The organism is Enterobacter cloacae complex sp. ECNIH7 (assembly GCF_002208095.1).
GTDB classification, from domain to species: domain Bacteria; phylum Pseudomonadota; class Gammaproteobacteria; order Enterobacterales; family Enterobacteriaceae; genus Enterobacter; species Enterobacter cloacae_M.
Genome location: NZ_CP017990.1, coordinates 276,170 through 301,591, shown reverse-complemented (window position 1 = coordinate 301,591; position 25,422 = coordinate 276,170). Strand labels below are relative to the sequence as shown.

Annotated in this window: 21 protein-coding genes; 8 read left to right on the top strand and 13 right to left on the bottom strand. The window is 57.2% G+C overall.

All coding sequences use genetic code 11. The features are described from left to right. Nucleotides 1-64 precede the first annotated feature (64 nt). From malE to malG, 3 genes are all read left to right on the top strand, one after another. Complete coding sequence (gene malE / locus WM95_RS01450; protein ID WP_032662640.1) at nucleotides 65-1,255, top strand: maltose/maltodextrin ABC transporter substrate-binding protein MalE; 1,191 nt, start codon at nucleotides 65-67, stop codon at nucleotides 1,253-1,255. A gap of 125 nt (nucleotides 1,256-1,380) precedes the next feature. Beyond that, the gene (gene malF, locus WM95_RS01445) at nucleotides 1,381-2,925 is read left to right on the top strand and encodes a maltose ABC transporter permease MalF (protein WP_063408494.1); all 1,545 of its coding nucleotides are present in this window, start codon (nucleotides 1,381-1,383) and stop codon (nucleotides 2,923-2,925) included. A 14-nt stretch (nucleotides 2,926-2,939) separates the two neighbouring features. Next, nucleotides 2,940-3,830, top strand: a complete 891-nt coding sequence (gene malG, locus WM95_RS01440; protein WP_023310002.1) for a maltose ABC transporter permease MalG — start codon at nucleotides 2,940-2,942, stop codon at nucleotides 3,828-3,830. A 222-nt stretch (nucleotides 3,831-4,052) separates the two neighbouring features. Here the strand turns inward: malG and psiE are convergent, their stop codons facing one another. Then, nucleotides 4,053-4,463, bottom strand: coding sequence for a phosphate-starvation-inducible protein PsiE (psiE, locus tag WM95_RS01435; protein WP_000202963.1), 411 nt, complete (start codon nucleotides 4,461-4,463; stop codon nucleotides 4,053-4,055). A gap of 96 nt (nucleotides 4,464-4,559) precedes the next feature. On the opposite strand from psiE, the gene WM95_RS01430 reads away from it, so the two are divergent. Continuing rightward, nucleotides 4,560-5,012 (top strand): acyltransferase, encoded by a 453-nt coding sequence (locus tag WM95_RS01430; RefSeq protein ID WP_045355214.1) that lies wholly within the window; start codon nucleotides 4,560-4,562, stop codon nucleotides 5,010-5,012. 77 nt (nucleotides 5,013-5,089) lie between these two features. Here the strand turns inward: WM95_RS01430 and WM95_RS01425 are convergent, their stop codons facing one another. The 5 genes from WM95_RS01425 to pgi all read right to left on the bottom strand — a co-directional run bounded on the left by WM95_RS01425 (nucleotide 5,090) and on the right by pgi (nucleotide 10,881). Beyond that, nucleotides 5,090-7,186 carry a YjbH domain-containing protein gene (locus WM95_RS01425; RefSeq protein WP_063408495.1) on the bottom strand — a complete coding sequence of 699 codons (2,097 nt, stop codon included), beginning with the start codon at nucleotides 7,184-7,186 and terminating at the stop codon, nucleotides 5,090-5,092. Then, entirely contained in the window at nucleotides 7,186-7,923 is a 738-nt protein-coding gene (locus tag WM95_RS01420; RefSeq protein ID WP_063408496.1) for a capsule biosynthesis GfcC family protein, read from the bottom strand. The genes WM95_RS01425 and WM95_RS01420 overlap by 1 nt, the downstream gene beginning before the upstream one ends. Next, a complete protein-coding gene (locus WM95_RS01415; RefSeq protein ID WP_063408497.1) occupies nucleotides 7,920-8,558 on the bottom strand; it encodes a YjbF family lipoprotein in 639 nt (212 codons plus the stop codon). Before WM95_RS01415 ends, WM95_RS01420 begins: the two co-directional genes overlap by 4 nt. 63 nt (nucleotides 8,559-8,621) lie before the next feature. Then, on the bottom strand, nucleotides 8,622-8,864 hold the full coding sequence (gene yjbE / locus WM95_RS01410; protein WP_008503423.1) for an exopolysaccharide production protein YjbE: 243 nt from the start codon (nucleotides 8,862-8,864) through the stop codon (nucleotides 8,622-8,624). 367 nt (nucleotides 8,865-9,231) lie between these two features. Beyond that, the gene (pgi, locus tag WM95_RS01405) at nucleotides 9,232-10,881 is read right to left on the bottom strand and encodes a glucose-6-phosphate isomerase (protein ID WP_023309997.1); all 1,650 of its coding nucleotides are present in this window, start codon (nucleotides 10,879-10,881) and stop codon (nucleotides 9,232-9,234) included. Between the two features lie 374 nt (nucleotides 10,882-11,255). On the opposite strand from pgi, the gene lysC reads away from it, so the two are divergent. The 3 genes from lysC (at nucleotide 11,256) to WM95_RS01390 (ending at nucleotide 13,966) form a co-directional block, all read left to right on the top strand. Continuing rightward, nucleotides 11,256-12,605, top strand: coding sequence for a lysine-sensitive aspartokinase 3 (lysC, locus tag WM95_RS01400; RefSeq protein WP_023309996.1), 1,350 nt, complete (start codon nucleotides 11,256-11,258; stop codon nucleotides 12,603-12,605). A 93-nt stretch (nucleotides 12,606-12,698) separates the two neighbouring features. Beyond that, nucleotides 12,699-13,643 carry a ketopantoate/pantoate/pantothenate transporter PanS gene (panS, locus tag WM95_RS01395; RefSeq protein WP_023309995.1) on the top strand — a complete coding sequence of 315 codons (945 nt, stop codon included), beginning with the start codon at nucleotides 12,699-12,701 and terminating at the stop codon, nucleotides 13,641-13,643. 50 nt (nucleotides 13,644-13,693) lie between these two features. Further along, a complete protein-coding gene (locus tag WM95_RS01390) occupies nucleotides 13,694-13,966 on the top strand; it encodes a DUF3811 domain-containing protein (protein ID WP_059445336.1) in 273 nt (90 codons plus the stop codon). On the opposite strand, the gene rluF is transcribed toward WM95_RS01390, so the two are convergent. The 5 genes from rluF to metH form a co-directional block, all read right to left on the bottom strand. After that, a complete protein-coding gene (gene rluF, locus WM95_RS01385; protein WP_059445337.1) occupies nucleotides 13,967-14,839 on the bottom strand; it encodes a 23S rRNA pseudouridine(2604) synthase RluF in 873 nt (290 codons plus the stop codon). 54 nt (nucleotides 14,840-14,893) lie between these two features. Beyond that, the gene (locus WM95_RS01380) at nucleotides 14,894-15,211 is read right to left on the bottom strand and encodes a CcdB family protein (protein WP_063408498.1); all 318 of its coding nucleotides are present in this window, start codon (nucleotides 15,209-15,211) and stop codon (nucleotides 14,894-14,896) included. Further along, complete coding sequence (locus WM95_RS01375) at nucleotides 15,211-15,504, bottom strand: type II toxin-antitoxin system CcdA family antitoxin (RefSeq protein WP_032662656.1); 294 nt, start codon at nucleotides 15,502-15,504, stop codon at nucleotides 15,211-15,213. Before WM95_RS01375 ends, WM95_RS01380 begins: the two co-directional genes overlap by 1 nt. Before the next feature lie 95 nt (nucleotides 15,505-15,599). Beyond that, nucleotides 15,600-17,231 (bottom strand): Na/Pi cotransporter family protein, encoded by a 1,632-nt coding sequence (locus WM95_RS01370; protein WP_023309990.1) that lies wholly within the window; start codon nucleotides 17,229-17,231, stop codon nucleotides 15,600-15,602. Between the two features lie 216 nt (nucleotides 17,232-17,447). Next, nucleotides 17,448-21,131 (bottom strand): methionine synthase, encoded by a 3,684-nt coding sequence (gene metH, locus WM95_RS01365; RefSeq protein WP_088544615.1) that lies wholly within the window; start codon nucleotides 21,129-21,131, stop codon nucleotides 17,448-17,450. Nucleotides 21,132-21,324: 193 nt separating this feature from the next. On the opposite strand from metH, the gene iclR reads away from it, so the two are divergent. Further along, nucleotides 21,325-22,155, top strand: coding sequence for a glyoxylate bypass operon transcriptional repressor IclR (gene iclR / locus WM95_RS01360; protein WP_023309988.1), 831 nt, complete (start codon nucleotides 21,325-21,327; stop codon nucleotides 22,153-22,155). Nucleotides 22,156-22,319: 164 nt separating this feature from the next. Here iclR and aceK read toward each other — a convergent pair whose 3' ends face one another. Next, nucleotides 22,320-24,059, bottom strand: a complete 1,740-nt coding sequence (aceK, locus tag WM95_RS01355) for a bifunctional isocitrate dehydrogenase kinase/phosphatase (protein ID WP_059445339.1) — start codon at nucleotides 24,057-24,059, stop codon at nucleotides 22,320-22,322. 51 nt (nucleotides 24,060-24,110) lie between these two features. Further along, nucleotides 24,111-25,415, bottom strand: a complete 1,305-nt coding sequence (gene aceA, locus WM95_RS01350; RefSeq protein ID WP_029742132.1) for an isocitrate lyase — start codon at nucleotides 25,413-25,415, stop codon at nucleotides 24,111-24,113. Between the last annotated feature and the right edge of the window lie 7 nt (nucleotides 25,416-25,422).

The window sequence follows — 25,422 nt, the reverse complement described above, 5'->3', positions numbered from 1 at the left end:
GAGACTGAGTCACGTTGAACCACCTTATGTATCCACGAGCACATCACCAAAAAGGATGGCAGATATGAATATCAAGACTGGCGCACGCGTTTTCGCATTGTCCGCCCTTGCAGCAATGATGGTTTCCGCCCCAGCGCTCGCCAAAATTGAAGAAGGCAAGCTGGTTATCTGGATTAACGGCGATAAGGGCTATAACGGCCTGGCCGAAGTGGGCAAAAAATTCGAAAAAGATACCGGCATCAAAGTTACCGTAGAACATCCGGACAAGCTGGAAGAGAAGTTCCCGCAGGTTGCAGCAACCGGCGACGGCCCGGACATCATCTTCTGGGCGCATGACCGTTTCGGGGGTTACGCGCAGTCTGGCCTGCTGGCAGAAGTGACGCCAGATAAAGCCTTCCAGGACAAGCTGTTCCCGTTCACCTGGGATGCCGTTCGCTATAACGGCAAGCTGATCGCTTACCCTATCGCGGTTGAAGCCCTGTCTCTGATTTACAACAAAGACCTGGTACCAAACCCACCGAAAACCTGGGAAGAGATCCCGAAACTGGATAAAGAGCTGAAGGCGAAAGGTAAATCCGCCCTGATGTTCAACCTGCAAGAGCCGTACTTCACCTGGCCGCTCATTGCTGCCGATGGCGGTTACGCGTTCAAGTTTGAAAACGGCAAATATGACGTGAAAGACGTGGGCGTGGACAACGCTGGCGCGAAAGCGGGTCTGACCTTCCTGGTGGATCTGATCAAGAACAAACACATGAACGCGGATACCGACTACTCCATCGCGGAAGCGGCGTTCAACAAAGGCGAAACCGCGATGACCATCAACGGTCCGTGGGCCTGGACCAATATCGACAAGAGCAAAATCAACTACGGTGTGACGCTGCTGCCAACCTTCAAAGGCAAGCCGTCTAAACCGTTCGTTGGCGTGCTGAGCGCGGGCATCAACGCCGCCAGCCCGAACAAAGAGCTGGCGAAAGAGTTCCTGGAAAACTACCTGCTGACCGATCAGGGTCTGGATGAAGTGAACAAGGACAAACCGCTGGGCGCCGTCGCGCTGAAATCCTTCCAGGATCAGCTGGCGAAAGACCCACGTATCGCGGCCACCATGGATAACGCCCAGAAAGGCGAAATCATGCCGAACATCCCACAGATGGCTGCGTTCTGGTACGCCACGCGTACCGCGGTCATCAACGCTGCAAGCGGTCGTCAGACTGTCGATGCCGCGCTGAAAGATGCTCAGGGTCGTATTACTAAGTAATGACGTAGTCCCCTCTCCCTTTGGGAGAGGGTTAGGGTGAGGGTTGGCGCTATCCGCACGCCCTCACCCCGGCCCTCTCCCCCAGGAGAGGGAGAAAAGATCAAACGTTGTAGAGGAAAAACCCCATGGATGTCATTAAAAAGAAACGCTGGTGGCAAAGCGACGCGCTGAAGTGGTCAGCGATAGGTCTGCTGTGTCTGCTGGTGGGTTACCTTGTTGTTTTAATGTACGTACAAGGGGAATATCTGTTTGCCATCATGACGCTGATTTTAAGCTCTGCTGGCCTGTATATTTTCGCTAATCGTAAAGCCTATGCCTGGCGCTATGTCTACCCGGGCGTGGCCGGGATGGGGCTGTTTGTTCTGTTCCCGCTGATTTGTACCATCGCCATTGCGTTTACCAACTACAGCAGCACCAACCAGCTTGCGCAGGAACGCGCGCAGCAGGTCCTGCTGGATCGCTCATATCAGGCAGGCAAGACCTTTAACTTCGGCCTGTATCCTGACGGTAACGAGTGGAAGTTAGCGCTTACTGACGAAGCAAGCAGCAAATACTATGTCTCCGACGCGTTCAAATTTGGCAGCGAGCAGAAGCTGGCCTTAAAAGAGGCACAGGCCCTGCCGGAAGGTGAACGAGCCAACCTGCGCGTCATTACCCAGAACCGTCAGGCGCTGACCCAGCTCACCGCCGTGCTGCCAGACGAAAGCAAGGTGACCATGAGCTCGCTGCGCCAGTTCTCCGGCACGCAGCCGCTGTATACCCTGGCGGACGACGGCACGCTGACCAACAACCAGAGCGGCGTGAAATATCGTCCGAATAACGACATTGGTTTCTATCAGTCCATTACTGCCGACGGCAAATGGGGTGATGACAAGCTCAGCCCTGGCTATACCGTCACCATCGGCTGGGACAACTTTACCCGTGTGTTTACCGACGAAGGCATTCAGAAGCCGTTCTTCGCCATCTTCGTCTGGACGGTGGTCTTCTCGGTGTTGACGGTGATCCTGACCGTGGCCGTGGGCATGGTGCTTGCCTGCCTGGTCCAGTGGGAATCCCTGAAAGGCAAAGCGATTTACCGCGTGCTGCTGATCCTGCCGTATGCCGTACCGTCGTTTATCTCGATTCTGATTTTCAAAGGGCTGTTTAACCAGAGCTTCGGTGAAATCAACATGATGCTGAGCGCCCTGTTCGGCATCAAACCAGCCTGGTTCAGCGACCCGACCACCGCTCGCTCGATGATTATCATCGTGAACACCTGGCTCGGTTATCCGTACATGATGATCCTGTGCATGGGCCTGCTGAAGGCTATCCCGGACGATCTGTACGAAGCCTCGGCGATGGACGGCGCGGGCCCGTTCCAGAACTTCTTTAAAATTACGCTGCCGCTGCTCATTAAGCCGCTGACGCCGCTGATGATTGCCAGCTTCGCCTTTAACTTTAACAACTTCGTGCTGATTCAGCTGTTGACCAACGGCGGCCCGGACCGCCTTGGCACCACGACGCCAGCAGGCTATACCGACCTGCTCGTGAGCTACACCTACCGTATCGCCTTCGAAGGCGGCGGCGGCCAGGACTTCGGTCTGGCGGCAGCGATTGCCACCCTGATCTTCCTGCTGGTAGGCGCTCTGGCGATTGTGAACCTGAAAGCCACACGTATGAAATTCGACTAAGGAGGGCATCGATCATGGCAATGGTACAACCCAAATCTCAGAAACTGCGCCTCCTGGCGACGCACTTAGGCCTGCTGATTTTCATCGCGGCGATCATGTTCCCGCTGCTGATGGTTATCGCCATCTCCCTGCGTTCGGGTAACTTCGCGACGGGGAGCCTGATCCCGGACGAAATCTCCTGGGAGCACTGGAAGCTCGCGCTGGGCTTCAGCGTGGAACACGCGGATGGCCGCGTCACGCCGCCGCCGTTCCCGGTGCTGCTGTGGCTGTGGAACTCGGTGAAAATAGCAGGCATTACCGCCATTGGTATCGTGGCGCTTTCCACCACCTGCGCCTACGCCTTCGCCCGCATGCGTTTCCCGGGCAAAGCGACGCTGCTGAAAGGGATGCTGATTTTCCAGATGTTCCCGGCCGTGCTGTCGCTGGTGGCGTTGTATGCCCTGTTTGACCGTCTGGGCCAGTACGTACCCTTTATCGGCCTGAACACCCACGGCGGCGTGATCTTCGCCTATCTTGGCGGTATCGCACTGCATGTATGGACCATTAAAGGCTATTTCGAAACTATCGACGGCTCGCTGGAAGAAGCGGCCGCCCTGGATGGCGCAACCCCGTGGCAGGCGTTCCGCCTGGTGCTGCTGCCGCTGTCGGTGCCGATTCTGGCGGTAGTGTTTATCCTGTCGTTTATCGCTGCGATCACCGAAGTACCGGTTGCCTCACTGTTACTGCGTGATGTGAACAGCTACACCCTGGCCGTAGGTATGCAGCAATACCTCAACCCGCAAAACTACCTGTGGGGCGACTTTGCCGCGGCGGCCGTGCTTTCCGCCATCCCGATTACCGTGGTGTTCCTGCTGGCGCAGCGCTGGCTGGTCAACGGCCTGACGGCGGGCGGTGTGAAAGGTTAAGTTTCATTTTGTTATGCCACTGCAACCCTCAACTTTAGACGTATTGTATTGACCCAATACTCAAAATATTTTGCGGTGCTGGAAGGCGGCAAGTGAGTGAATCCCCACGAGCTTACTAAAGTAAGTGACTGGGGTGAGCGAACGCAGCCAACGCATCAGCAGCGTAAAATATGAAGAGTAAACTTGTGACTGTTGTTAGGCGCTCTTCGGAGCGCCATTTTTTTATTCGCGTTTCAGCCGCTTCGAGTTGCACAGCCAGAGGGTGATCACCAGCAGCAGGATCGCCGCCGAGTAGATCAGCACGTCGAGCGGGGATTTATGATCGACGATGATCAGCCGCACTATCGCAGTGATCCCAATGTAGACAAAATAACGCAGCGGGAAGTGAAATCCGGACTGAAAGTACTTCACAATCAGGGCGATAAATTCAAAGTAGAGAAAGTAGACCACCAGGCCTTCCACCAGCGCATATTTGCTGGTTTGTTCAGGGGCGAACAGTACATCCGCAAGATGCACCGTCTCTTTACCCAAAAAGACGACCAGTATCAGGCCAAGGCTCAACAGACCGAGGTTCAGCACGGTCTGGAGGATAGTTGAGATGAACTCAACGCGCGGGCGAGTCAGGGATGTCATACAGCACCTCATTCTCCAGGGCGAGGTTCCTGTATAACGCAAAAATGTGACGGGGATCTATATTTTTTAATTATGTTTTATGTAGGAAGAAAACCGATGGAGCGTAAACAAACCGGGGTTCGCAACGTGACCTGTGGCGACAATGTGATCGTATATGAGCCTGCTAACCTTTACGACTGTGTGCTGGGCAACGGCGTATTCGTCGGCCCGTTTGTTGAAATCCAGGGCAATACGCGCATCGGTGACGACTGCAAAATCCAGTCGCACACCTTCATCTGCGAGTATGTCACTATTGGTCAGCGTTGCTTTGTTGGCCATGGCGTGATGTTTGCCAACGATATGTTTCGGGAGGGGAAACCGAACGCTGACCGTGAGAGCTGGGGCCATATTACCGTGGGGAATGATGTTTCGATAGGCAGTGGAGCGACCATTCTGGCGGTATCCATCTGCGACGGTGCGGTGATTGGAGCAGGGAGCGTGGTAACAAAATCGATCGTCGAGAAAGGTGTCTATGCCGGTAACCCGGCGAGGCTACTACGCCGCTTGTGATTCGCCCGGTGGCGCTGCGCTTACCGGGCCTACAAAAGAGCAGGCCGGGCAAACGCGGTGCCGCCCGGCGTGAAGCATCAGCGGAAGTTAATGTTCTTATCGCTCGTCATATCATACAGCTGGAACTTACGTCCAAGCTGCTGACCCCCGTCACGCGTCAGCGGCGTCCAGCCAATCGCCGCGCGGCTGCGGGTTGGGCCTGACGAGAACAGATCCAGCGGAATCGACACGTAGACCCCTTTAGTGAAGTCCCCTTCCCCGTATTCGTCCGGCGAGACGTTGGTGATGGTGGCGTAGCCGCCCACCACGACGCCGCTGTCGAAGTGTTTAGAGATATCGAGCGTGCCGCCCTTATCGCCCGCCAGGTACTGACCGACGCTGGCTTTCACCAGCACGTCAGGTGCGAACGACGGCGTCCAGTAGGCGGTCAGATGGCCCGTTTTGACGCTGTAGTCGGTGAACTTCATCATGTCCTGCGCGCTGCGCCAGTCACGCTGCTTGACGTAGTTGGCATCCACCCCGAACGCCCAGTTGCTGTCGACAGGACGATAAAGCACTTCCGCCCCCGCGCCGCCGTACATGGTTTCCAGATACCCGCCGTACACCTGGCCGTAGAAGCCGTTGCCGAAGTACTGGAAGTAGTTGGCCTGCAGGTTGTTCACGTAAGCATCGTTCTGCACATACTCACGCACGCGGGTGCGCACGCGCGGCAGCGTCGAGTCTTTTGGCGGGTTGGTGTAATTGAATTTGTCGTAGTTGTTGGCGATGTTGCCGAACAGGCTGCCGGTGGTCAGCAGGTGGTCGGTGAGCCACAGATCCGCCGTCGCCATGACGCCCAGCTGATACATGTAGAAGTTTTCAGGCCCGCCCACGGACTGGTTCAGCACCGGATCGATATGGAAATCGAAGCGCGATTTGTCGATATACCAGCCCTGCTCGGTGGTTTCCGGCACGATCGGCTCTACGCGTTTTTGCACCAGCTCGGTCTCATGCCCGAGCGGCTCGCCTTCCAGATGGCGCTTGAGGCTGGCAACGTCCGTTTCGGTTGTGACCTGCGGCAGGTTGAGACGGTTTTCCGTCACGCGGATCGTTCGGATCCCCTCCGGGAGATCGTTCATCACGATCCGGTTGGCGCGTTCGATCCCTTCCCGTGAGTCGCGGTATTTTACCTGCTCGCCGGTGACGTAAAGCGTGTCGCCCTTGGTCTGAATCTTCGGATCCGCCAGGCCGGCATTGTATTTCAGCAGCGTCAGCTGGTTTGCCACCACGGAGTGCTGCAGAATCGCATCCTGCGGCTCCGGCCGGTATGCAGGGCGCGCGTTATCATTGTAGTGCGGCCGCATGTCGTTAAAGTTGGTGCGCAGCGTGAAGCCAAACATCACCGTATTGCCGCGCTCGTAGCTGAGGTTAACGTCGGCCCAGTCGGTGACGCGATAAATGGCGCCGACGTTAAACTTGCTCTTCTGCTCAATCTTCCCGGCGAAGTCCTGCGAGTAGTCATTCCCTTCATACTCCAGCTTCAGGCGTAATGGCTGCCAGGGCGTTTGATACTCTACGCCGCCAAACAGCGACGCCGGACCGTGGAACATCTGGTCTCCGTTAATGGAGCCCGCTTTCTTATAGCTGTTATCGCGATAGCAGTATTTGTCGCTGTAGGAGCAAAACGGGTTTTTCACGTTACCGCTGGTGCCGAGATAGCCCCATCCCAGGCCGAGCGAGAAGTCGAACGGTCCCCAGGCTTTGCTGGCCACGATGTATTCCGCATCAAACAGACCGGTACCACCGATATCTTTGGCGCCCACGGACACCTGCGGCATCCAGTAGCTCTCTTCCCACAGGCGCAGCTTGACGTCGAAGGCTTTATCTTTGTAGGTCTGATCGCCGGAGAACGCCTCTACGCTGCTGTATTGTTTCGTACGCACGTCGGTATAGCGCAGCGTGGTTTCAAGCCACGGGAACATCTGTACCGAGGCGGAGTAGTAGCGATACTGGTCGTTATCACGGTAGTTAAGGCTAATTTCCCCTTCGCGCGCCATACGCGCGGTGGGCGTTTGCAGTAAACCGACGCCGCCGAAGTCTGACTGAGACGGGCCAATGGGTGCCGGATACGTTTCTGCATGGCAGGCGGCACTCACGCAGAGCGCCAGCATGCTGTAGAGATAGGTTTTTTTCATTATTCCGGTATCCGCTGAATCAGGGAGTGAAGGATATCGGCGTTAAGCCCGTCATACGCCTTCGTCCAGAAATGGTCGGCAAAACCGACAAAAATAATGCTGCCCGGCATAGGTTCGATATGCCGTTTATTCCAGTAAGCGACGGGGGCTTTCTGCGTGTGCCCGTCAGGGTAAACCACCCAGGCGTAGCTGTTATCGGCACCGCTCAGCAGGCTCTGCTCGTCGAGGTAGCTCGCCACGTCACGACCGGGCGTAAAGGGCTTTTTACCCGGGCTGCTGATTAGCCCCATTACGGTCACCGTCGTCGGCTTCTCCGGCAGCCAGAGCGTATACTCCCCTTCAAGCGTGGGATTACCCTTTTCCGTAACGCGCACTTCGTCGGGATCAAGGTTCACGTTCTGACGGCCCGTCACCTTCAGCGTCTGCAGCTGCTGGCCAACGCTATTAATCGCCGCCGCGTCGTCGCCATCTTCCTGTTCCGCTAACCCCGTCAGCCTGGCAAGGAGCGCCTTGTGCTGTTGTTCCGCTTCAGCGGTCTTCTGACGTTCAGCGATCACTGCCCCCGGCCACCAGCTGTTGGCGAGCCTTGGCTGTCCGACGAGATCGAGCAGATGCTCAGCGTGGGTTAAGGTTTTGGGTTTTTCACTGTCCGGCGTGTAGACCTTCACAGTCCCTGCGGACCATGCCAGCGGCGCGGCGAGGCTGGCGATAAGCGCAACGTGGATGAGCGTTTTCATGATTTCGCCGCCTTGATCAGGGTGGTTTTCACCGGGAAGAATCCGGCACCGAGATACTGCAGGGACTGGCGGATCTGCCCTTCCTCGTCGATCCAGAAGCGGTTGTGCCAGGTGGCCTGGTCGGTGGTAACTTCTTCATCCAGCACGCGGACACGGGTTTCGTCGCTGCCGACTTTCACGCTGTCCGTGCCGTCCCAGCGGAAGGTCGAGCGTGCCGTGGCGTAACGCACCTGCTTATGTTCGGTCCAGCCCATCGTGCGCGTCCAGCTTACGCCGTCGGCGATCTGGTTCGGCTTGATTAGCGGGTCGTCGGCGATATTATTCACCTCCAGCAGGTTATCGCCGCCCAACAGGGTTTTCACGATACGGCCATGCTGCGTCACGATGGTGGCCTGATCCTGCGTCACCCATTTCTGCTGCCCGTTTTCATCGAAAGCGAGCACCACAAACAGCTGCGGGCCATCGTTTAGCTGCATGTACTGACTGGCATAGGGCATGTTTTGAAGTTCGTCATCGGTCAGATGCACGCCCGGTGTACCGAACATGCTTTCCCACAGTGAGTTTCCCAGCCCTTTGGTGGTGGCCGAGCACGCCTGCAGCAGCAGGCAAATCAGAATGATTGCAGGTCGCTTCACGACTCTTCTCCGAAGGGGCGAAATAACCACACCGAAGTGTGGTTATGATTAAAACACCCGCTATTACTGGGTGCTGGTTGTCGTGGTGGTCGTGGTTCCGGTATTGGAGCCATCACCGCCACCGGTTGCCGCCAGCGCGACACCCACGGCTGAACTTACGGTGCTGGCGCTGGCTGCGGTAGAACTACCCGCAGACGCAGACGTCGCAGCCGAACCTGCCGCTTCCCCGACCTGAACCGGAGCTGCATAGACAGATGTCGCCGCAAGCGCAGATATGGCAAAAATGCCATACAGTACTTTCTTCATAACAATTTCCCTTCAATGAATGAATGGAGATTTGCCCGAAAAGAATTTCAGGCGGAATCGAGTATACACAACTAGTGCCGTGGGTTTGCCGTAAGGGGAAATAGGGATGGAGTTTTCGGACTAATGGTTAAAATGGAAATGAAAGACAAATAGCATTAATATATAAATTATAAAAATCAATAATTTATAATATAAATATATTAATGGATTACTACGTATTTTCTTAAAATAAACCGCAGGAATTAACGGGTTAAGCGTCTTTTTCGGATTAAACTCAGATTCAGAATTTGAGTTAACTAACAGACATCAGGAATTATCCGATAAAAAAATGCCGGCATTAAGCCGGCACGTTTTCATGACGTTTTAATTACGCGCGCCATGCTTTATAACGGTTGATCAAACCATTTGTCGAGCTGTCATGGCTGGCAATCGCTTTATCGTCACCCAGCTCTGGCAGAATACGGTTTGCCAGCTGTTTGCCCAGCTCAACGCCCCACTGGTCAAAGGTGAAGATGTTCAGGATGGCACCCTGCGTGAAGATCTTGTGCTCGTACAGGGCAATCAGCGCGCCCAGGCTGAACGGCGTGATTTCGCGCAGCAGGATGGAGTTGGTTGGGCGGTTGCCTTCGAACACTTTGAACGGCACCACATGGTCCAGGGTTGCCGGATCTTTACCCTGGTCACGGTATTCCTGTTCAACCACTTCGCGAGATTTACCGAACGCCAGCGCTTCGGTCTGCGCAAAGAAGTTCGACAGCAGCTTCGGATGGTGGTCGGACAGCGGGTTATGGGTGATAGCCGGGGCGATGAAATCGCACGGTACCATTTTGGTGCCCTGGTGGATCAGCTGGTAGAAGGCATGCTGACCGTTGGTGCCCGGCTCGCCCCAGATGATTGGGCCAGTCTGGTAATCCACCGCGTTGCCGTTACGGTCAACGTATTTACCGTTGGATTCCATGTTGCCCTGCTGGAAGTAGGCTGCGAAGCGGTGCATGTACTGGTCGTAAGGCAGGATCGCTTCGGTTTCAGCGCCGAAGAAGTTGTTGTACCAGATACCGATCAGCGCCAGCAGTACCGGCAGGTTTTTCTCAGGCGCGGTAGTGGAGAAGTGTTTATCCATCGCGTGCGCGCCGGAGAGCAGCTCAACGAAGTTGTCGAAGCCCACGGACAGGATGATGGACAGACCGATCGCAGACCACAGGGAGTAGCGGCCACCGACCCAGTCCCAGAACTCGAACATATTCGCGGTATCAATGCCGAACTCGCTGACCGCTTTACCGTTGGTAGACAGCGCCGCGAAGTGTTTCGCCACGTGCTTGTTGTCGCCCGCGGTTTTCAGGAACCAGTCGCGCGCGCTGTGGGCGTTGGTCATGGTTTCCTGAGTGGTGAAGGTTTTGGACGCAACCAGGAACAGGGTGGTTTCCGGGTTCACGTTCTTCAGCACTTCGGCGATGTGGGTGCCATCGACGTTAGACACAAAGTGCATATTGAGGTGGTTTTTATACGGGCGCAGCGCTTCGGTCACCATGAACGGGCCGAGGTCAGAACCGCCGATACCGATGTTCACCACGTCGGTGATCGCTTTGCCGGTGTAGCCTTTCCAGCTTCCGGAGATGATCGCTTCGGAGAAGGCTTTCATCTTTTCCAGCACCGCGTTCACTTCCGGCATGACGTCTTTGCCGTCAACGATGATTGGGGTATTGCTACGGTTACGCAGGGCCACGTGCAGCACTGCACGGTCTTCGGTGCGGTTGATCTTCTCGCCGGAGAACATGGATTTGATGGCATCCGCCAGCTCGGTTTCTTTCGCCAGATCCTGCAGCTTTGCCAGCGTCTCTTCGGTAATGCGGTTTTTAGAGAAATCCACCAGCATCAGGTCGTCGAAGGTCGCGGAGAACTTGTTGAAACGATCGGCATCTTTCGCGAACAGATCCGCGATGGTGACGTCTTTCATTTCATCAAAATGTTTCTGGAGTGCCTGCCAGGCAGCGGTCTGCGTTGGGTTGATGTTTTTCATTAGCAATACTCTTCTGATTTGAGAATTGTGACTGCGGTCGATTGTAGCGCCTGCAAATAAAAATTGTGATGGTTTTTATGCCATTGCCCTGGCCTACATCAAACACAGGTGAAAAGACCCGAAAAGTATAGCTGCTGACGGAGCCTCCTGGGGCGGCGAAATGTCGGTCAAAAAGCCCTAAAACGGAGCATAAAATCTGGCGCTGTTATAAGTCCTGTTTCTCAGGGGTACCCCCCCATAAAAAATCCGCATAATCCCAGCATTGACAGGACCTCCCCCGCATTTTATTTATAGGGCCGTATTTTGCGCCTGCACCTGTTTTCGTTTCACTCTTGTGCCAAGGTCGCTTATTCATTCCCTGACACGAGGTTGTTATGACGAGTTTTGTGGTCGCCAAATTTGGCGGCACCAGTGTGGCCGATTACGATGCCATGAACCGCAGCGCCGATGTGGTGCTGGCCGATCCGAATACCCGCCTGGTGGTGCTGTCTGCATCCGCCGGCGTGACGAACCTGCTGGTTTCTCTGTCTGAAGGACTGGAAGCGACAGAACGTTTCGTGAAGCTGGATGCACTGCGCAAAATTCAGTTCGACATTCTTGAGCGTCTGCAGAACCCGAACGTCATCCGCGAGGAAGTGGAGCGTCTGCTGGAAAATATTACCACTCTGGCAGAAGCGGCTTCTCTGGCCACCTCCACCGCCCTGACCGACGAACTGGTCAGCCACGGCGAGCTGATGTCCACCCTGCTGTTTGTCGAAATCATGCGCGAGCGTAACGTTCAGGCGCAGTGGTTTGACGTGCGTAAAGTGATGCGTACCAGCGATCGCTTTGGTCGTGCCGAGCCGGACGTTGAGGCGCTGGCGGAGCTGACCAATCAGCAGCTGGCACCACGCCTGGCAGACGGTATCGTGATCACCCAGGGCTTTATCGGCAGTGAAGCGAAAGGCCGCACCACCACGCTTGGCCGCGGCGGCAGCGACTACACCGCCGCGCTGCTGGGCGAAGCCCTGCATGCAACGCGCGTGGATATCTGGACGGACGTTCCGGGCATTTACACCACCGACCCGCGCGTCGTTTCCGCGGCTAAACGTATTGATGTGATCGCCTTTGAAGAAGCGGCGGAAATGGCCACCTTCGGCGCGAAAGTGCTGCACCCTGCAACGCTGCTGCCTGCAGTGCGCAGCGATATTCCGGTCTTCGTCGGCTCCAGCAAAGATCCCAAAGCGGGCGGGACGCTGGTCTGCAAGAAAACGGAAAACCCACCGCTTTTCCGCGCCCTGGCCCTGCGTCGTCGCCAGACGCTGGTGACGCTCCACAGCCACAATATGCTGCATTCCCGCGGTTTCCTGGCGGAAGTGTTTGGCATTCTGGCGCGCCACAATATCTCGGTGGATCTGATCACCACCTCTGAAGTGAGCATTGCGCTAACGCTGGACACCACCGGCTCGACCTCCACCGGCGACACGCTGCTGACGCAGTCGCTGCTGATTGAGCTGTCTGAGCTGTGCCGCGTGGAAGTGGAAGAAGACCTGGCGCTGGTTGCCATCATCGGCAACAAGCTGTCGCGCGCCTGCGGCGTGGGTAAAGAGGTGTTCGGCGTGCTCGACCCGTTCAGCATCCGCATGATCTGCTACGGCGCATCCAGCTATAACCTCTGCTTCCTGGTGCCTGCCGATCAGGCCGAGCAGGTCGTGCAGAAACTTCATCAGAATTTGTTTGAATAAAATTCGTTAGCACGATAAATAATACCTATAAGCCGGGCACAGACCCGGCTTTTTCATAACTAAACAACACGACAATACTGCAAGGAATCCACTATGTTATCCGTCGTTACGCGGCTGTTCCCGTTATGGGCGCTGCTGCTCTCCGTACTCGCATATTACACCCCCGCTACGTTCACGGGCATTGGTCCGTGGGTCGCCACGCTGCTGATGCTGATCATGTTCGGTATGGGCGTGCATCTGAAAATCGACGACTTTAAACGCGTGCTGTCTCGCCCTGCGCCCGTCGCAGCAGGGATCTTCCTGCACTACCTGGTGATGCCGCTTGCGGCGTGGCTGCTGGCGATGGCCTTTAAGATGCCGCCCGATCTCTCGGCCGGGATGGTGCTGGTGGGCAGCGTGGCCAGCGGCACGGCGTCCAACGTCATGATCTACCTGGCGAAAGGCGACGTGGCGCTCTCCGTCACGATCTCGTCCGTTTCGACGCTGGTGGGCGTCGTTGCCACACCGCTGTTAACCCGCCTGTACGTGGACGCGCATATTCAGGTGGACGTGATGGGCATGCTGCTCAGCATTCTGCAGATTGTGGTGATCCCGATTGCGCTGGGGCTGGTCATTCACCATCTTTTCCCGCGCGTGGTGAAGGCCGTTGAGCCGTACCTGCCTGCGTTTTCGATGGTCTGCATTCTGGCGATCATCAGCGCCGTGGTGGCGGGTTCCGCATCGCACATTGCCTCCGTGGGCTTTGTGGTGATCATCGCCGTGGTGCTGCATAACACGATTGGCCTGCTGGGCGGCTACTGGGGTGGGAAGCTGTTCGGTTTTGACGAATCTACCTGCCGCACGCTGGCAATCGAGGTAGGCATGCAGAACTCCGGCCTGGCGGCGGCGCTCGGTAAAATCTACTTCTCCCCGCTGGCGGCCCTGCCTGGCGCGCTGTTCTCCGTCTGGCATAACCTCTCCGGCTCGCTGCTGGCAGGCTACTGGTCCGGCAAACCGATTGATGAACAAACGAAAAAAGATGCGGTGAAGCAGGGTTAATTTGCGCGGCTTGCTTTACACTGAAGCCTCTCTATCAGGAGGCTTCAGCAATGGCTACACCACGTTTGACCCAGAAAGACATGACGGAAGCCGAGCAGCGCGAACTGAAAACGCTTCTCGACCGCGCCCGTATCGCACATGGCCGCACGCTGACGAACGCCGAAACCAATCAGGTGAAAAAAGAGTACATCGATAAGCTGATGGCGCAGCGTGACGCCGCGGCGAAAAAAGCCCGCAAGCTGAAAAAAGAGCAGGCTTATAAACCGGATACAGAGGCGACATTTTCCTGGTCGGCCACAACGTCTACACGTGGAAGGCGCTAATCAGCGCCCTTTCTTTTTGCGTCCCGGCTGGGTAAAGCGTTTTCCATTACCCGGCTTGCCTCGCCCCTTATCTTCCGCCTGCGGCGCCTTCACCACCGGGCGCTTAATCGCCTGGGTTTTCGGTTTTGCTTTGGCCTTCGGCTTCGCTTCGGACGAGGAATTCTCGATAAGCTTGAAGAGTTCAATCAGCTCGTCATCCGTTAAATCGCGCCACTCGCCCAGCGGGATGCCTGACAGGCTGACGTTCATGATGCGCGTGCGTTCCAGCTTCGTCACTTCATAACCGAAGTGCTCGCACATACGGCGGATCTGGCGGTTCAGGCCCTGAACCAGCGTAATGCGGAACGCGAACGGCGCTTCTTTCTTCACCTTACACTTTTTCGTGACGGTGCCGAGGATCGGCACGCCGGCGCCCATGCCGCGAATAAATTCGTCCGTGACCGGCTTGTTCACCGTCACGATGTACTCTTTCTCGTGATCGTTACCGGCACGCAGGATCTTGTTGACCAGATCGCCGTGGTTGGTGAGGAAAATCAGCCCCTGTGAGTCTTTATCCAGACGGCCAATCGGGAAGATACGGCTGCTGTGGTTCACGAAATCAACAATGTTGTCCCGCTCACCGTCTTCCGTGGTACTGACAATCCCAACCGGTTTGTTCAACGCGATAAACACCAGGTCTTCAGCATCACGCGGTTCGATGACCTGACCATTCACTTTAACCACATCGCCAGGCACCACCTGGTCGCCGATGGTGGCGCGTTTGCCGTTAAGAAACACGTTACCTTGTTCAATGTAACGGTCAGCCTCGCGACGTGAGCAGATCCCGCTCTCGCTAATGTATTTGTTTAATCGGGTTGATTGAGCTGGCAGCATAGTTTCTCCTGTGAAGGGCGAAATATACCTTACCTTGCGGCTGACAAAAAAGTGTTAGTAGCCGTTGATCAAAAAATCGAGTACATCCCGCAATGAAGCCCGGTTTTGCGTAAGATCGGCAACACGCTCACCTAACTCTTTTGGCGATATGCCAGCCATCATGTGCATCATGACCACGCAGGGCTTACCCGCTATCTCAACGACAGGGCACACTTTCGCAGGCGGCTGAATGCCTCCCAGGTTGCTAAGCTCAACTGCTGGTGCGACCAGGACATGCTTCATCACATTGGCCACGGGATGCTGCATATTGATTAGCCAGGGATAGGCAGTTTTCCCCTTACCTTCATTCTCATAAGCAAAATATTGCTCCATCAGAACGATCTCTGAGAATCACTAAAGGAGCCGTTTTCATCAACCCACTGGTTAATGGCCTCGATAGAAGCTTTATTTTCTGCTAACCACTCTGCGCGCTGATGCGCTCGAAACTGCTCTTGCAGCGCAGCCGTGAGTACAGCAGAGAGATTAAGTTTAAGCCGACGCGCCTCTTCAAGGATTTCTGGTGCTAACGACACATTGACTGATTTTTTGATGCCATGAGTAGCGCGCATGAGAACTCCCATCGGAATGCGCATGAATTGGCGAAGTGTAGCGTAATAAACGAGCATTTTCTATTCCCTTCAAAATGTAAGGTCTGAAGAGTAAATGGCGCTTTATAAGGTGTCACGCCCCGCAAAACGGTTTTGCGAGGCGCTTCCGGAGATTAATACTCATCCCGCTCGTCGTCTTCATCCGGCTGTTCCATTACGCTGTACGCCACCGCGCAGAACAACGAGTTGAGACGCTTCATATCCCCCAGTAGCCCCAGATGCAGGGAGCTGGTCTCGATACTCTGCACGTTCTGCTGGTGCAGACGCTCAACGTGGGCATGCGAGTAGCGGCGGTTCAGAATACGGAAACGATGCTTGTTGCGACGCAGGCGGCGCGCGCTCGGCACGTCGCTGGAGAAGAAGACCAGCATCGCCAGCTTGAGGTTGCTGACCAGCTGTTCGTGCAGCGCTTCCAGCTCCTTCAGGCCTTCACCTGAAAACGCACGACGCGCGGCAAGGGATTTGTCGGCTATCTCGCTGCCCATGCGCTCCACGATATCCGAGGCCTGCTCAAGGTTAAGCGACATCTCGATAATTTCCGCCCAGCGGCGGGACTCCTCTTCCGCCAGCTCGTCCTGCGGCATACGCGCCAGGTAAAGCTTAATGGCGGTATAGAGCACGTTGATATCGTCCGCCAGTCTGCGCAGTTCTTTCTCTTCACGCGGCTCGCCGTGCATCACCTTTTGCAGGCCTTCGAGCATGGTTTCCATTGCGTCGCCCATGCGCAGCGTCTCGCGCGCGGCGTTCGCCAGCGCCAGCGCAGGGGTATCCAGCGCGGACGTATCCAGGTGCTTCGGCTTCAGGCGCGCATCCAGCTCCGGTTCGTCCTGAATGAGGCGTTCGCAGAAGCGGGCCATCGGCGCGGCAAACGGCACCATCGCCAGGCAGCGCACCAGGTTGTAGAACACGTGGAAATAGATCACCAGCTCCGCCTTCGGCAGCGGTAGGTTGTCCATCAGGTTCGCCAGCGGGTGAACGAACGGCAGAATAATCAGGCTGCCCACCAGCTTAAACAGCAGGCTGCCGAGGGCCACGCGGCGGGCTGCGGCGTTGGCCGCGCTGTTATTGAGCATCGCCAGCAGGCCGGAGCCGAGGTTGGCCCCGATCACCAGACACAGCGCCACCGGGAAGGAGATCGCCCCTGTGGCGGTTAAGGTCGCCGTCAGAAGAACCGCCGCCAGGCTGGAGTAGCTGACGATGGCAAACACCGCGCCAATCAGCGCGTCAAGCATGATGTCCCCGGTCAGGGAGGCGAAGATGACCTGCACGCCGTTGGCCTCGGTGATTGGCGTGACCGCCTGCACAATCAGCTCCAGCGCCAGCAGGATCAGCCCCAGGCCTATCCCTACGCGCCCGAGCTGTCCGGCGCGCGTCTGCTTGCGGCCGAGGAAGAAGATAACGCCGATAAAAATCAGCAGCGGCGACAGCCAGGAGAGATCGAAGGTCAGGATACGCGCCATCAGCGCGGTACCTACATCCGCCCCCAGCACAATCACCAGCGCCGGGGCCAGCGCCACCAGATCCTGCGCCACAAAGGAGGTGACAAGCAGGGTCGTGGCGTTACTGCTCTGAACCAGTGCCGTTACGCCAATGCCCGCGCAGAAGGCGAGCGGCTTCTTCTCAACGCTGCTGCTGAGAACGGTACGTAAGCGCGCGCCAAATACGCGCATCACGCCGGTACGGACGATATGGGTGCCCCATACGAGCAGTGCGACTGCAGAGAGCAGGTGTAACAACGTCAGCACGGAAGTTTTTCCTCCTTATCGTTATGTGTTTTCCTGAGGTTTGTTGCGCATTGTCTTGCCGGATGGCGGCTACGCCTTATCCGGCCTACGCGCAGGTCCGGTAAGCGCAGCGCCACCGGGCAAAAGATAAGAACCTTCTTCCAGTATAAGGGTTTAAACGTAAGAAAGAGACAGGGCGCCCAATGAGCGCCCTGTTTGTTGTAAGGAAAAGTGATTTTAGTCTGCGTCGTAGCCGAGATTTGGCGCCAGCCAGCGCTCCACTTCAGACACGCTCATCCCTTTGCGCAGGGCGTAATCTTCAATCTGATCCCGCTGCAGTTGCGCCACGGCAAAGTACTTGCTGTCCGGATGGCTGAAGTACCAGCCTGAGACGGACGCGCCTGGCCACATGGCGAACGACTCGGTGAGCTTCATGCCGGTATGGGCTTCCACATCCAGCAGTTTCCAGATAGTGCCTTTTTCGGTGTGCTCCGGACAGGCCGGATAGCCCGGCGCCGGGCGAATCCCCTGGTAGTTTTCGCGGATCAGATCCTCATTGCTGAGGTTTTCATTCGCCGCGTAGCCCCAGTGCACCTTACGCACGCGCTCGTGGAGATACTCGGCAAAGGCTTCCGCCAGGCGGTCGGCAATCGCTTTCACCATGATTTTATTGTAATCATCGTGCTGCGCTTCGAACGCGTCCGCCAGCGCGTCTTCTTCCAGACCGCCGGTCACCGCAAAGGCGCCGATATAGTCGGCTTTACCACTCAGCTTAGGCGCGACGAAATCGGCCAGGCAGTAGTTGGCAAAGCCCACTTTCTCCGTTTGCTGGCGCAGATGGCGGCTGACCGCCAGCACGTGGGTGCGGGTTTCATCGCGATAAATTTCGATGTCGTCGCCCACGCGGTTCGCCGGGAACAGGCCCACCACGCCGCGCGGGTTAAGGGTTTTCTCCGCACTCAGCCTGTCGAGCATGTCGTTGGCATCTTTAAACAGGCGTTTCGCCTCCTCGCCGACCACCTCATCTTCCAGGATGCGCGGATATTTGCCCGCCAGCGACCAGGTCATAAAGAACGGCGTCCAGTCGATGTAGTTACGCAGCGTCTCAATGCTGGCCGTCACGTCCTGCACGCCCAGACGGTGTGCCACCGGTGGCGTGTAGCTGGACCAGTCGAAGGCCAGATCGTTGTCGCGCGCCGCCTGAAGCGAAACAGGCGGGGTGCGCGGCTTCTTACGGCCGTGCTGGATGCGAACGGTTTCGTACTCTTTGCGGGTGCGCGCCACAAAATCGTCGCGCTGGGTGTCGGAGAGCAGCGCGGAGACTACGCCCACCGTGCGCGAGGCGTTCTGCACGTACACCGTCGGGCCACTGTAGTTCTGCTCGATTTTCACCGCCGTGTGCGCTTTTGAGGTGGTCGCCCCGCCAATCAATAGCGGAATGGTGAAGCCCTGCCGCTCCATCTCTTTTGCCACGTTGACCATTTCGTCGAGCGACGGCGTAATCAGGCCGGAGAGGCCAATCAGGTCGGCGTTCACTTCGCGCGCGGTCTTGAGGATTTTGTCCGCCGGGACCATCACGCCGAGGTCGATAATTTCGTAGTTATTACACTGCAGCACTACGCCGACGATGTTCTTGCCGATGTCGTGCACGTCGCCCTTCACGGTGGCGATAACCATCTTGCCGTTGCTGGAACCTTTCTCTTTGCTGGCTTCGATGTAGGGCTCAAGATACGCCACCGCCTGCTTCATCACGCGGGCGGATTTAACCACCTGCGGCAGGAACATTTTTCCCTCACCGAACAGATCGCCGACCACGTTCATGCCGTCCATCAGCGGGCCTTCGATCACCTCAATCGGGCGGTCTGCCTGCTGGCGCGCCTCTTCGGTATCGAGCTCGATAAATTCGGTGATGCCTTTGACCAGCGAGTATTCCAGACGCTTTTTCACGTCCCAGGAACGCCACTCGGCCTGCTGAACGTTTGCCGCCTCATCCGATTTGCTGCCGCGATATTTCTCCGCCAGGTCCAGCATGCGCTCGGTGGCATCGTCGCGGCGGTTAAGGATCACGTCCTCTACGGCGTCGCGCAGCTCGGCAGGGAGATCGTCGTAAATCGCCAGCTGGCCGGCGTTAACGATCCCCATGTCCATGCCGTTGCGGATGGCGTAGTAGAGGAACACGGCGTGGATCGCTTCGCGCACCGGGTCGTTACCGCGGAACGAGAACGACACGTTCGACACGCCGCCGGAGATCAGCGCGTGCGGCAGCTCGCGCTTGATGTCCTCACATGCCCCGATAAAGTCCTGGGCATAGTTGTTGTGCTCTTCAATCCCGGTCGCGACGGCGAAGATATTCGGGTCAAAGATAATGTCTTCCGGCGGGAAGCCCACCTCTTCGGTCAAAATCTTGTACGCGCGGCGGCAAATCTCAATTTTACGCTCGCGGGTATCCGCCTGGCCCACTTCGTCAAAGGCCATCACCACCACGGCGGCACCGTAGCGGCGGACCATCTTCGCGTGGTGGATAAAGATATCAACGCCCTCTTTCATCGAGATAGAGTTGACGATGCCTTTACCCTGGATGCACTTCAGCCCTTTTTCGATGACTTCCCACTTGGAGGAGTCAATCATGATCGGCACGCGGGCGATGTCCGGCTCACCGGCGATCAGGTTGAGGAAACGCACCATCGCCGCTTCGGCGTCGAGCATCCCCTCGTCCATGTTGATATCGATAATCTGCGCGCCGCTTTCCACCTGCTGGCGGGCAACGTCCAGCGCTTCGCTGTATTTCTCTTCTTTGATCAGGCGCTTGAACTTTGCAGAACCTGTGACGTTAGTACGCTCACCCACGTTCACAAACAGGCTGTCGTCGCCGATGGTCAACGGCTCAAGGCCGGACAGACGACAGGCAACCGGAAGCTCGGGCAGCTTGCGCGGCGGCAGTCCGGCGACGGCGTTGCTCATGGCCGCGATGTGCTCCGGCGTGGTGCCGCAGCAGCCACCGACGATGTTCAGGAAGCCAGACTCGGCCCACTCGCGGATTTGCGCCGCCATGGTGTCGGCATCGAGATCGTATTCACCGAACGCGTTCGGCAGACCGGCGTTCGGGTGGGCGGTGACGTAGCATTCCGCGATACGGGAAAGCTCCTGCACGTACTGGCGCAGCTCATCAGGCCCCAGCGCGCAGTTCAGGCCAAAGGAGAGCGCTTCGGCGTGGCGCAGAGAGTTATAAAACGCTTCGGTTGTCTGACCGGACAGGGTACGGCCGGAGGCGTCGGTGATGGTGCCGGAAATCATGATCGGCAGGTCAACGCCCAGCGCCTCAAACTCCTCTTTCACCGCGTAAATCGCGGCTTTGGCGTTAAGGGTGTCGAATACGGTTTCAATCAGGATCAGATCGGAACCGCCTTCCACCAGCGCTTTGGTCGATTCACGGTAGGCCGCAACGAGCTGATCGAAGGTGATATTACGAAACGCCGGGTCGTTGACGTCCGGTGAAATCGACGCGGTTCGGTTCGTCGGGCCAAGCACCCCGGCAACGTAGCGAGGCTTGTCCGGCGTGCGTGCCGTCCACTCGTCGGCGCAGGCGCGCGCCAGCTTCGCGGCTTCCAGGTTGATTTCCGCCGACAGGGATTCCATCTGGTAATCCGCCATGGCGATGGTTGTCGAGTTAAAGGTGTTGGTTTCAACGATATCCGCACCCGCTTCGAAGTAGGCGTTGTGGATATCCTTAATGACGGACGGCTTGCTGAGCACCAGCAGATCGTTGTTCCCTTTCAGGTCGCAGGGCCAGTCGGCAAAGCGCTCGCCGCGGAAATCGTCTTCACTCAGACGATACCCCTGGATCATGGTGCCCATGCCGCCGTCCAGCACCAGAATTCGTTCATTTAACTGCGCACGCAGTTGCTCTACTTTGCTGCTCACACTTGCTCCCGACAACGCTCAACAAGGCCAAAAGGCTGCGTTCCATACTGGCACAATCTCGCAGGGTGGAAAAGCCGCACAGCGGTAACATGAGACATGTTCACCATCACTCCTCCGATCAGTCAGGATAACGGTTGCAAATTCACCAAATAAAACGAAAATGATTTCCACGATACAGAAAAAGGAGATCGTCATGGTCGCGACCGTTCCCGCTAAACGCGGCAGAAAACCTGCTGCCACCGCCGCCGCCGCACAACAGGGCGGACAGGTTCAATCGCTCACGCGCGGTTTGAAGCTGCTGGAGTGGATAGCCGAGTCGCACGGCAGCGTGGCCCTGACGGAGCTGGCCCAGCAGGCTGGCCTGCCGAACTCCACGACGCACCGCCTGCTGACCACCATGCAGCAGCTGGGCTTTGTCCGCCAGGTCGGCGAGCTGGGGCACTGGGCGGTGGGCGCGCACGCGTTTATCGTCGGCAGCAGCTTCCTGCAGAGCCGCAACCTGCTGGCGATTGTGCACCCGATTCTGCGCAAGCTGATGGAGGAGTCCGGCGAGACCGTAAACCTGGCGGTGCTGGACCAAAGCGACCACCAGGCGATTATCATCGACCAGGTGCAGTGCACGCAGCTGATGCGTATGTCTGCGCCGATTGGCGGCAAGCTGCCGATGCACGCCTCCGGGGCGGGGAAAGCGTTTCTGTCGCAGCTGAGCGAAGAGCAGGTGACGGGACTGCTGCACCGTAAAGGGCTGCACGCCTATACCCACGCCACGCTGGTATCGCCCGTGCATCTGAAAGAAGATCTGGCCCTGACCCGCAAGCGCGGCTATTCGTTTGATGATGAAGAACATGCCCTGGGCCTGCGCTGCCTCGCGGCCTGTATTTTTGACGAGCACCGCGAGCCGTTTGCCGCCATCTCCATCTCCGGGCCGATTTCGCGGATGACCGACGACCGCGTGACCGAGCTGGGTGCGCTGGTGATTAAGGCGGCGAAAGAGGTAACGCTGGCGTACGGTGGGATTCGCTAAGTTGGATTCCGGCGAACATTCGAACCGTAGGTCCGGTAAGCGCAGCACCACCGGGCGATGGGGTTACACTGTGGCCTGATGCCCTCACCCCGGCCCTCTCCCATAGGGAGAGGGAGAAAACATGATGCCCTCACCCTGCGAGAGAGGGTGCAAACATGATGTCCTCATCCTGCGAGAGAGGGTGCAAACCTAATGCAAAACCGCTGCTTGCGGCGGTAAGCGTACACATCTTCGACATGCCCGTTTTTGATCCGCGTTTGCAGTCCGCGCCAGTAGCTGGCGCGGAACAGATCCTCATGCATTTCTTCGAATAGCGGCCCGATGCGCGGGTCGGCGCACAGCCAGTGGCGAAACTCCTCCGGAAACACATCGCCCGGCGAGACGCTGTACCACGGCTCACCGGAAAGCTCATCTTCCGGGTAGCGGGGCTGTGGTATATCGCGGAAATTCACTTCGGTCATGTAGCAAATTTCGTCGTAATCGTAGAACACCACCCGCCCGTGACGGGTGACGCCGAAGTTTTTAAACAGCATGTCGCCCGGAAAAATATTGGCGGCGGCAAGCTGGCGAATCGCATTGCCGTATTCTTCAATGGCATCCCGCAGTGCCTGACCTTCGGACTGCTCAAGCCAGATATTCAGCGGTACCATGCGGCGCTCAATGTAGAGATGGCTAATCACGATTTTGTCACCCAGATCGGTGATTTTCGCAGGTGCTTCCTGCATTAACAGCGCCATGAGAGCCGGGTCGATCTGCTGTTTATCCAGCACAAAGTTTTCGAACTCCTGGGTATCCGCCATGCGCCCGACGCGATCGTGTTCTTTGACCAGCTGATAGCAGGCGCGAACGTGCGCGGCGGTCATCTCTTTCTGCGGCGCGAATCTGTCTTTAATCACCTTAAAGACCCGGTCGAAACCCGGCAGCGTAAAGACCAGCATCACCATGCCGCGAATGCCGGGCGCTTCGATAAACTGCTCATCGGCCGCGGTGACATAGCGCAGGTACTCCCGGTAACTTTCCGTTTTGGCGTGCTTCTGGCAGCCAATGGCCATATACAGCTCGGCGGTGGTTTTGCCCGGCAGGATCTCTCGCAGCCACTCCACCAGCGCGGCAGGCAGCGGGGCGTACACCATGAAATAGGAGCGGGCGAAGCCAAACACGATGCTGGCCTCGGCGCCGGTGGTCAGGCAGGTATCGACAAACAGTTCCCCATCGTCGGTACGGTGAATGGGCAGCAGAAAAGGCACAATGGCGGTCGGCGTAACCAGTTTGCCGACCAGCCAGGCGGCTTTATTGCGGTAGAAAAGCTCGTTGGCCACCTGCAAATGGCTATGGCTAAGCACCTCCGCGCCGAAGGTTTCGTTGAGATGCGCGTGGATATAACCGATATCCCGGGTTTTATTCTCCCAGGGCAGGCGCAGCGGCAGATCCGTTAGCACGCGGTGCAGGAGTTTTTCCCATCCGCGATCGGGAAAGAAATCTTTCGCCAGCGGACGGGGAATGGTTCGAAAGCGTCGCTCGGGCTGGGAGCTGAAGATAAATAACCGCTCAGGAGATAGTGAGCGGTGGTCAAATAACCGGCAATAGACGGAGTTGAAAAAGCTCTCCGCAATCTCGAAGCGCGGGTAGTCGGGTAACAGATGGGTGTAGTGCTCCTTCACGCGCAGTAAAAATTCCGCGTCCGGGCTTTTACCGTCGGTAATACAGCGCAGCTGCTCCACCACCAGACCCACGTGGTGGTCATAGAGATGGATACGCTGCTTCATGGCCTGCTGAACCGCATGCCAGTCTGCATGTTCGAAGCGCTGCTGCGCGCCGGATGTCACTTCAAGAAAACGACCATACTGGGCATCGAAGCCCTGCAAAATAGTTTGGGCAATCAGCAATTCCAGGCCACGCGACATATATTCCCCCTCACCCCAACCCTCTCCCCGAGAGGGGAGAGGGGGAAAAGTTTAGAACTGTGCTTCTTCCGTTGAACCCGTTAAGGCAGTGACGGAGGAGGTGCCGCCCTGAATAATCGTGGTCACATTGTCAAAGTAGCCGGTCCCCACCTCCTGCTGGTGAGACACGAAGGTGTAACCGTCTTTGCCCGCCGCAAACTCCGGCTGCTGCACCTTCTCAACGTAGTGCTTCATGCCCTCACCCTGCGCATAGGCGTGCGCCAGGTCGAACATGTTGAACCACATGCTGTGGATACCTGCCAGGGTAATGAACTGGTATTTGTAGCCCATGTCGGACAGCTGCTGCTGGAAGCTGGCGATGGTTTTGTCATCCAGCTTTTTCTGCCAGTTGAAGGACGGCGAGCAGTTATAGGCCAGCAGTTTGCCCGGATACTTCGCGTGGATGGCGTCGGCAAAGCGTTTTGCCAGCGCCAGATCCGGCGTGGAGGTTTCACACCAGACCAGGTCCGCATAAGGCGCATACGCCAGGCCGCGGCTGATCGCCTGTTCAATGCCGGCATGGGTGCGGTAGAAGCCTTCACTGGTACGCTCGCCGGTGATGAATTCGCTGTCGTACGGGTCGCAGTCAGAGGTGATCAGGTCCGCCGCGTCCGCATCGGTACGGGCAATCACCAGCGTCGGCACGCCGAGCACGTCAGCAGCCAGACGCGCGGCAACCAGCTTCTGAATCGCTTCCTGAGTCGGAACGAGCACCTTACCGCCCATGTGTCCGCATTTCTTCACTGATGCCAGCTGATCTTCGAAGTGAACGGCCGCTGCACCGGCCTCAATCATCGATTTCATCAGCTCGAAGGCGTTCAGCACGCCGCCGAAGCCTGCTTCCGCATCCGCGACGATCGGCAGGAAGTAGTCAGTAAAGCGCGGATCGCCAGGTTCGATACCGGCAGCCCACTGGATCTGATCCGCACGGCGGAAGGTGTTGTTGATCCGATCCACCACCGACGGCACGGAGTTAGCCGGATAGAGCGACTGATCCGGGTACATGCTGGATGCCAGGTTGGCGTCCGCTGCGACCTGCCAGCCGGAAAGATAGATAGCTTCAATACCGGCCTTCGCCTGCTGCAGCGCCTGACCGCCGGTCAGCGCGCCGAGGCTGTTGATGTAGCCCTTTTTAGAGCCACCGTGCAGCAGCTTCCACATTTTCGCCGCACCGTTCTGTGCCAGCGTGCATTCCGGATTGACCGAGCCGCGTAATTTCACCACTTCCTCCGCGCTGTAAGGACGGCGGATGCCTTCCCAGCGAGGTTGTGTCCACTCTTTCTTTAACTCTTCGATTTGTTGGGTACGGGTTTTCATGTGCAGA

What these genes read in the sequence shown, in the direction of transcription:
- lysC (WP_023309996.1), top strand. Translation starts at nt 11,256, where the DNA reads ATGACGAGTTTTGTGGTCGCCAAATTTGGCGGCACCAGTGTGGCCGAT.
- WM95_RS01375 (WP_032662656.1), bottom strand. Translation starts at nt 15,504, where the DNA reads ATGCTCGTTTATTACGCTACACTTCGCCAATTCATGCGCATTCCGATG.
- panS (WP_023309995.1), top strand. Translation starts at nt 12,699, where the DNA reads ATGTTATCCGTCGTTACGCGGCTGTTCCCGTTATGGGCGCTGCTGCTC.
- malG (WP_023310002.1), top strand. Translation starts at nt 2,940, where the DNA reads ATGGCAATGGTACAACCCAAATCTCAGAAACTGCGCCTCCTGGCGACG.
- WM95_RS01390 (WP_059445336.1), top strand. Translation starts at nt 13,694, where the DNA reads ATGGCTACACCACGTTTGACCCAGAAAGACATGACGGAAGCCGAGCAG.
- psiE (WP_000202963.1), bottom strand. Translation starts at nt 4,463, where the DNA reads ATGACATCCCTGACTCGCCCGCGCGTTGAGTTCATCTCAACTATCCTC.
- malF (WP_063408494.1), top strand. Translation starts at nt 1,381, where the DNA reads ATGGATGTCATTAAAAAGAAACGCTGGTGGCAAAGCGACGCGCTGAAG.
- WM95_RS01425 (WP_063408495.1), bottom strand. Translation starts at nt 7,186, where the DNA reads ATGAAAAAAACCTATCTCTACAGCATGCTGGCGCTCTGCGTGAGTGCC.
- WM95_RS01420 (WP_063408496.1), bottom strand. Translation starts at nt 7,923, where the DNA reads ATGAAAACGCTCATCCACGTTGCGCTTATCGCCAGCCTCGCCGCGCCG.
- WM95_RS01380 (WP_063408498.1), bottom strand. Translation starts at nt 15,211, where the DNA reads ATGGAGCAATATTTTGCTTATGAGAATGAAGGTAAGGGGAAAACTGCC.
- pgi (WP_023309997.1), bottom strand. Translation starts at nt 10,881, where the DNA reads ATGAAAAACATCAACCCAACGCAGACCGCTGCCTGGCAGGCACTCCAG.
- iclR (WP_023309988.1), top strand. Translation starts at nt 21,325, where the DNA reads ATGGTCGCGACCGTTCCCGCTAAACGCGGCAGAAAACCTGCTGCCACC.
- aceA (WP_029742132.1), bottom strand. Translation starts at nt 25,415, where the DNA reads ATGAAAACCCGTACCCAACAAATCGAAGAGTTAAAGAAAGAGTGGACA.
- malE (WP_032662640.1), top strand. Translation starts at nt 65, where the DNA reads ATGAATATCAAGACTGGCGCACGCGTTTTCGCATTGTCCGCCCTTGCA.
- aceK (WP_059445339.1), bottom strand. Translation starts at nt 24,059, where the DNA reads ATGTCGCGTGGCCTGGAATTGCTGATTGCCCAAACTATTTTGCAGGGC.
- yjbE (WP_008503423.1), bottom strand. Translation starts at nt 8,864, where the DNA reads ATGAAGAAAGTACTGTATGGCATTTTTGCCATATCTGCGCTTGCGGCG.
- WM95_RS01430 (WP_045355214.1), top strand. Translation starts at nt 4,560, where the DNA reads ATGGAGCGTAAACAAACCGGGGTTCGCAACGTGACCTGTGGCGACAAT.
- rluF (WP_059445337.1), bottom strand. Translation starts at nt 14,839, where the DNA reads ATGCTGCCAGCTCAATCAACCCGATTAAACAAATACATTAGCGAGAGC.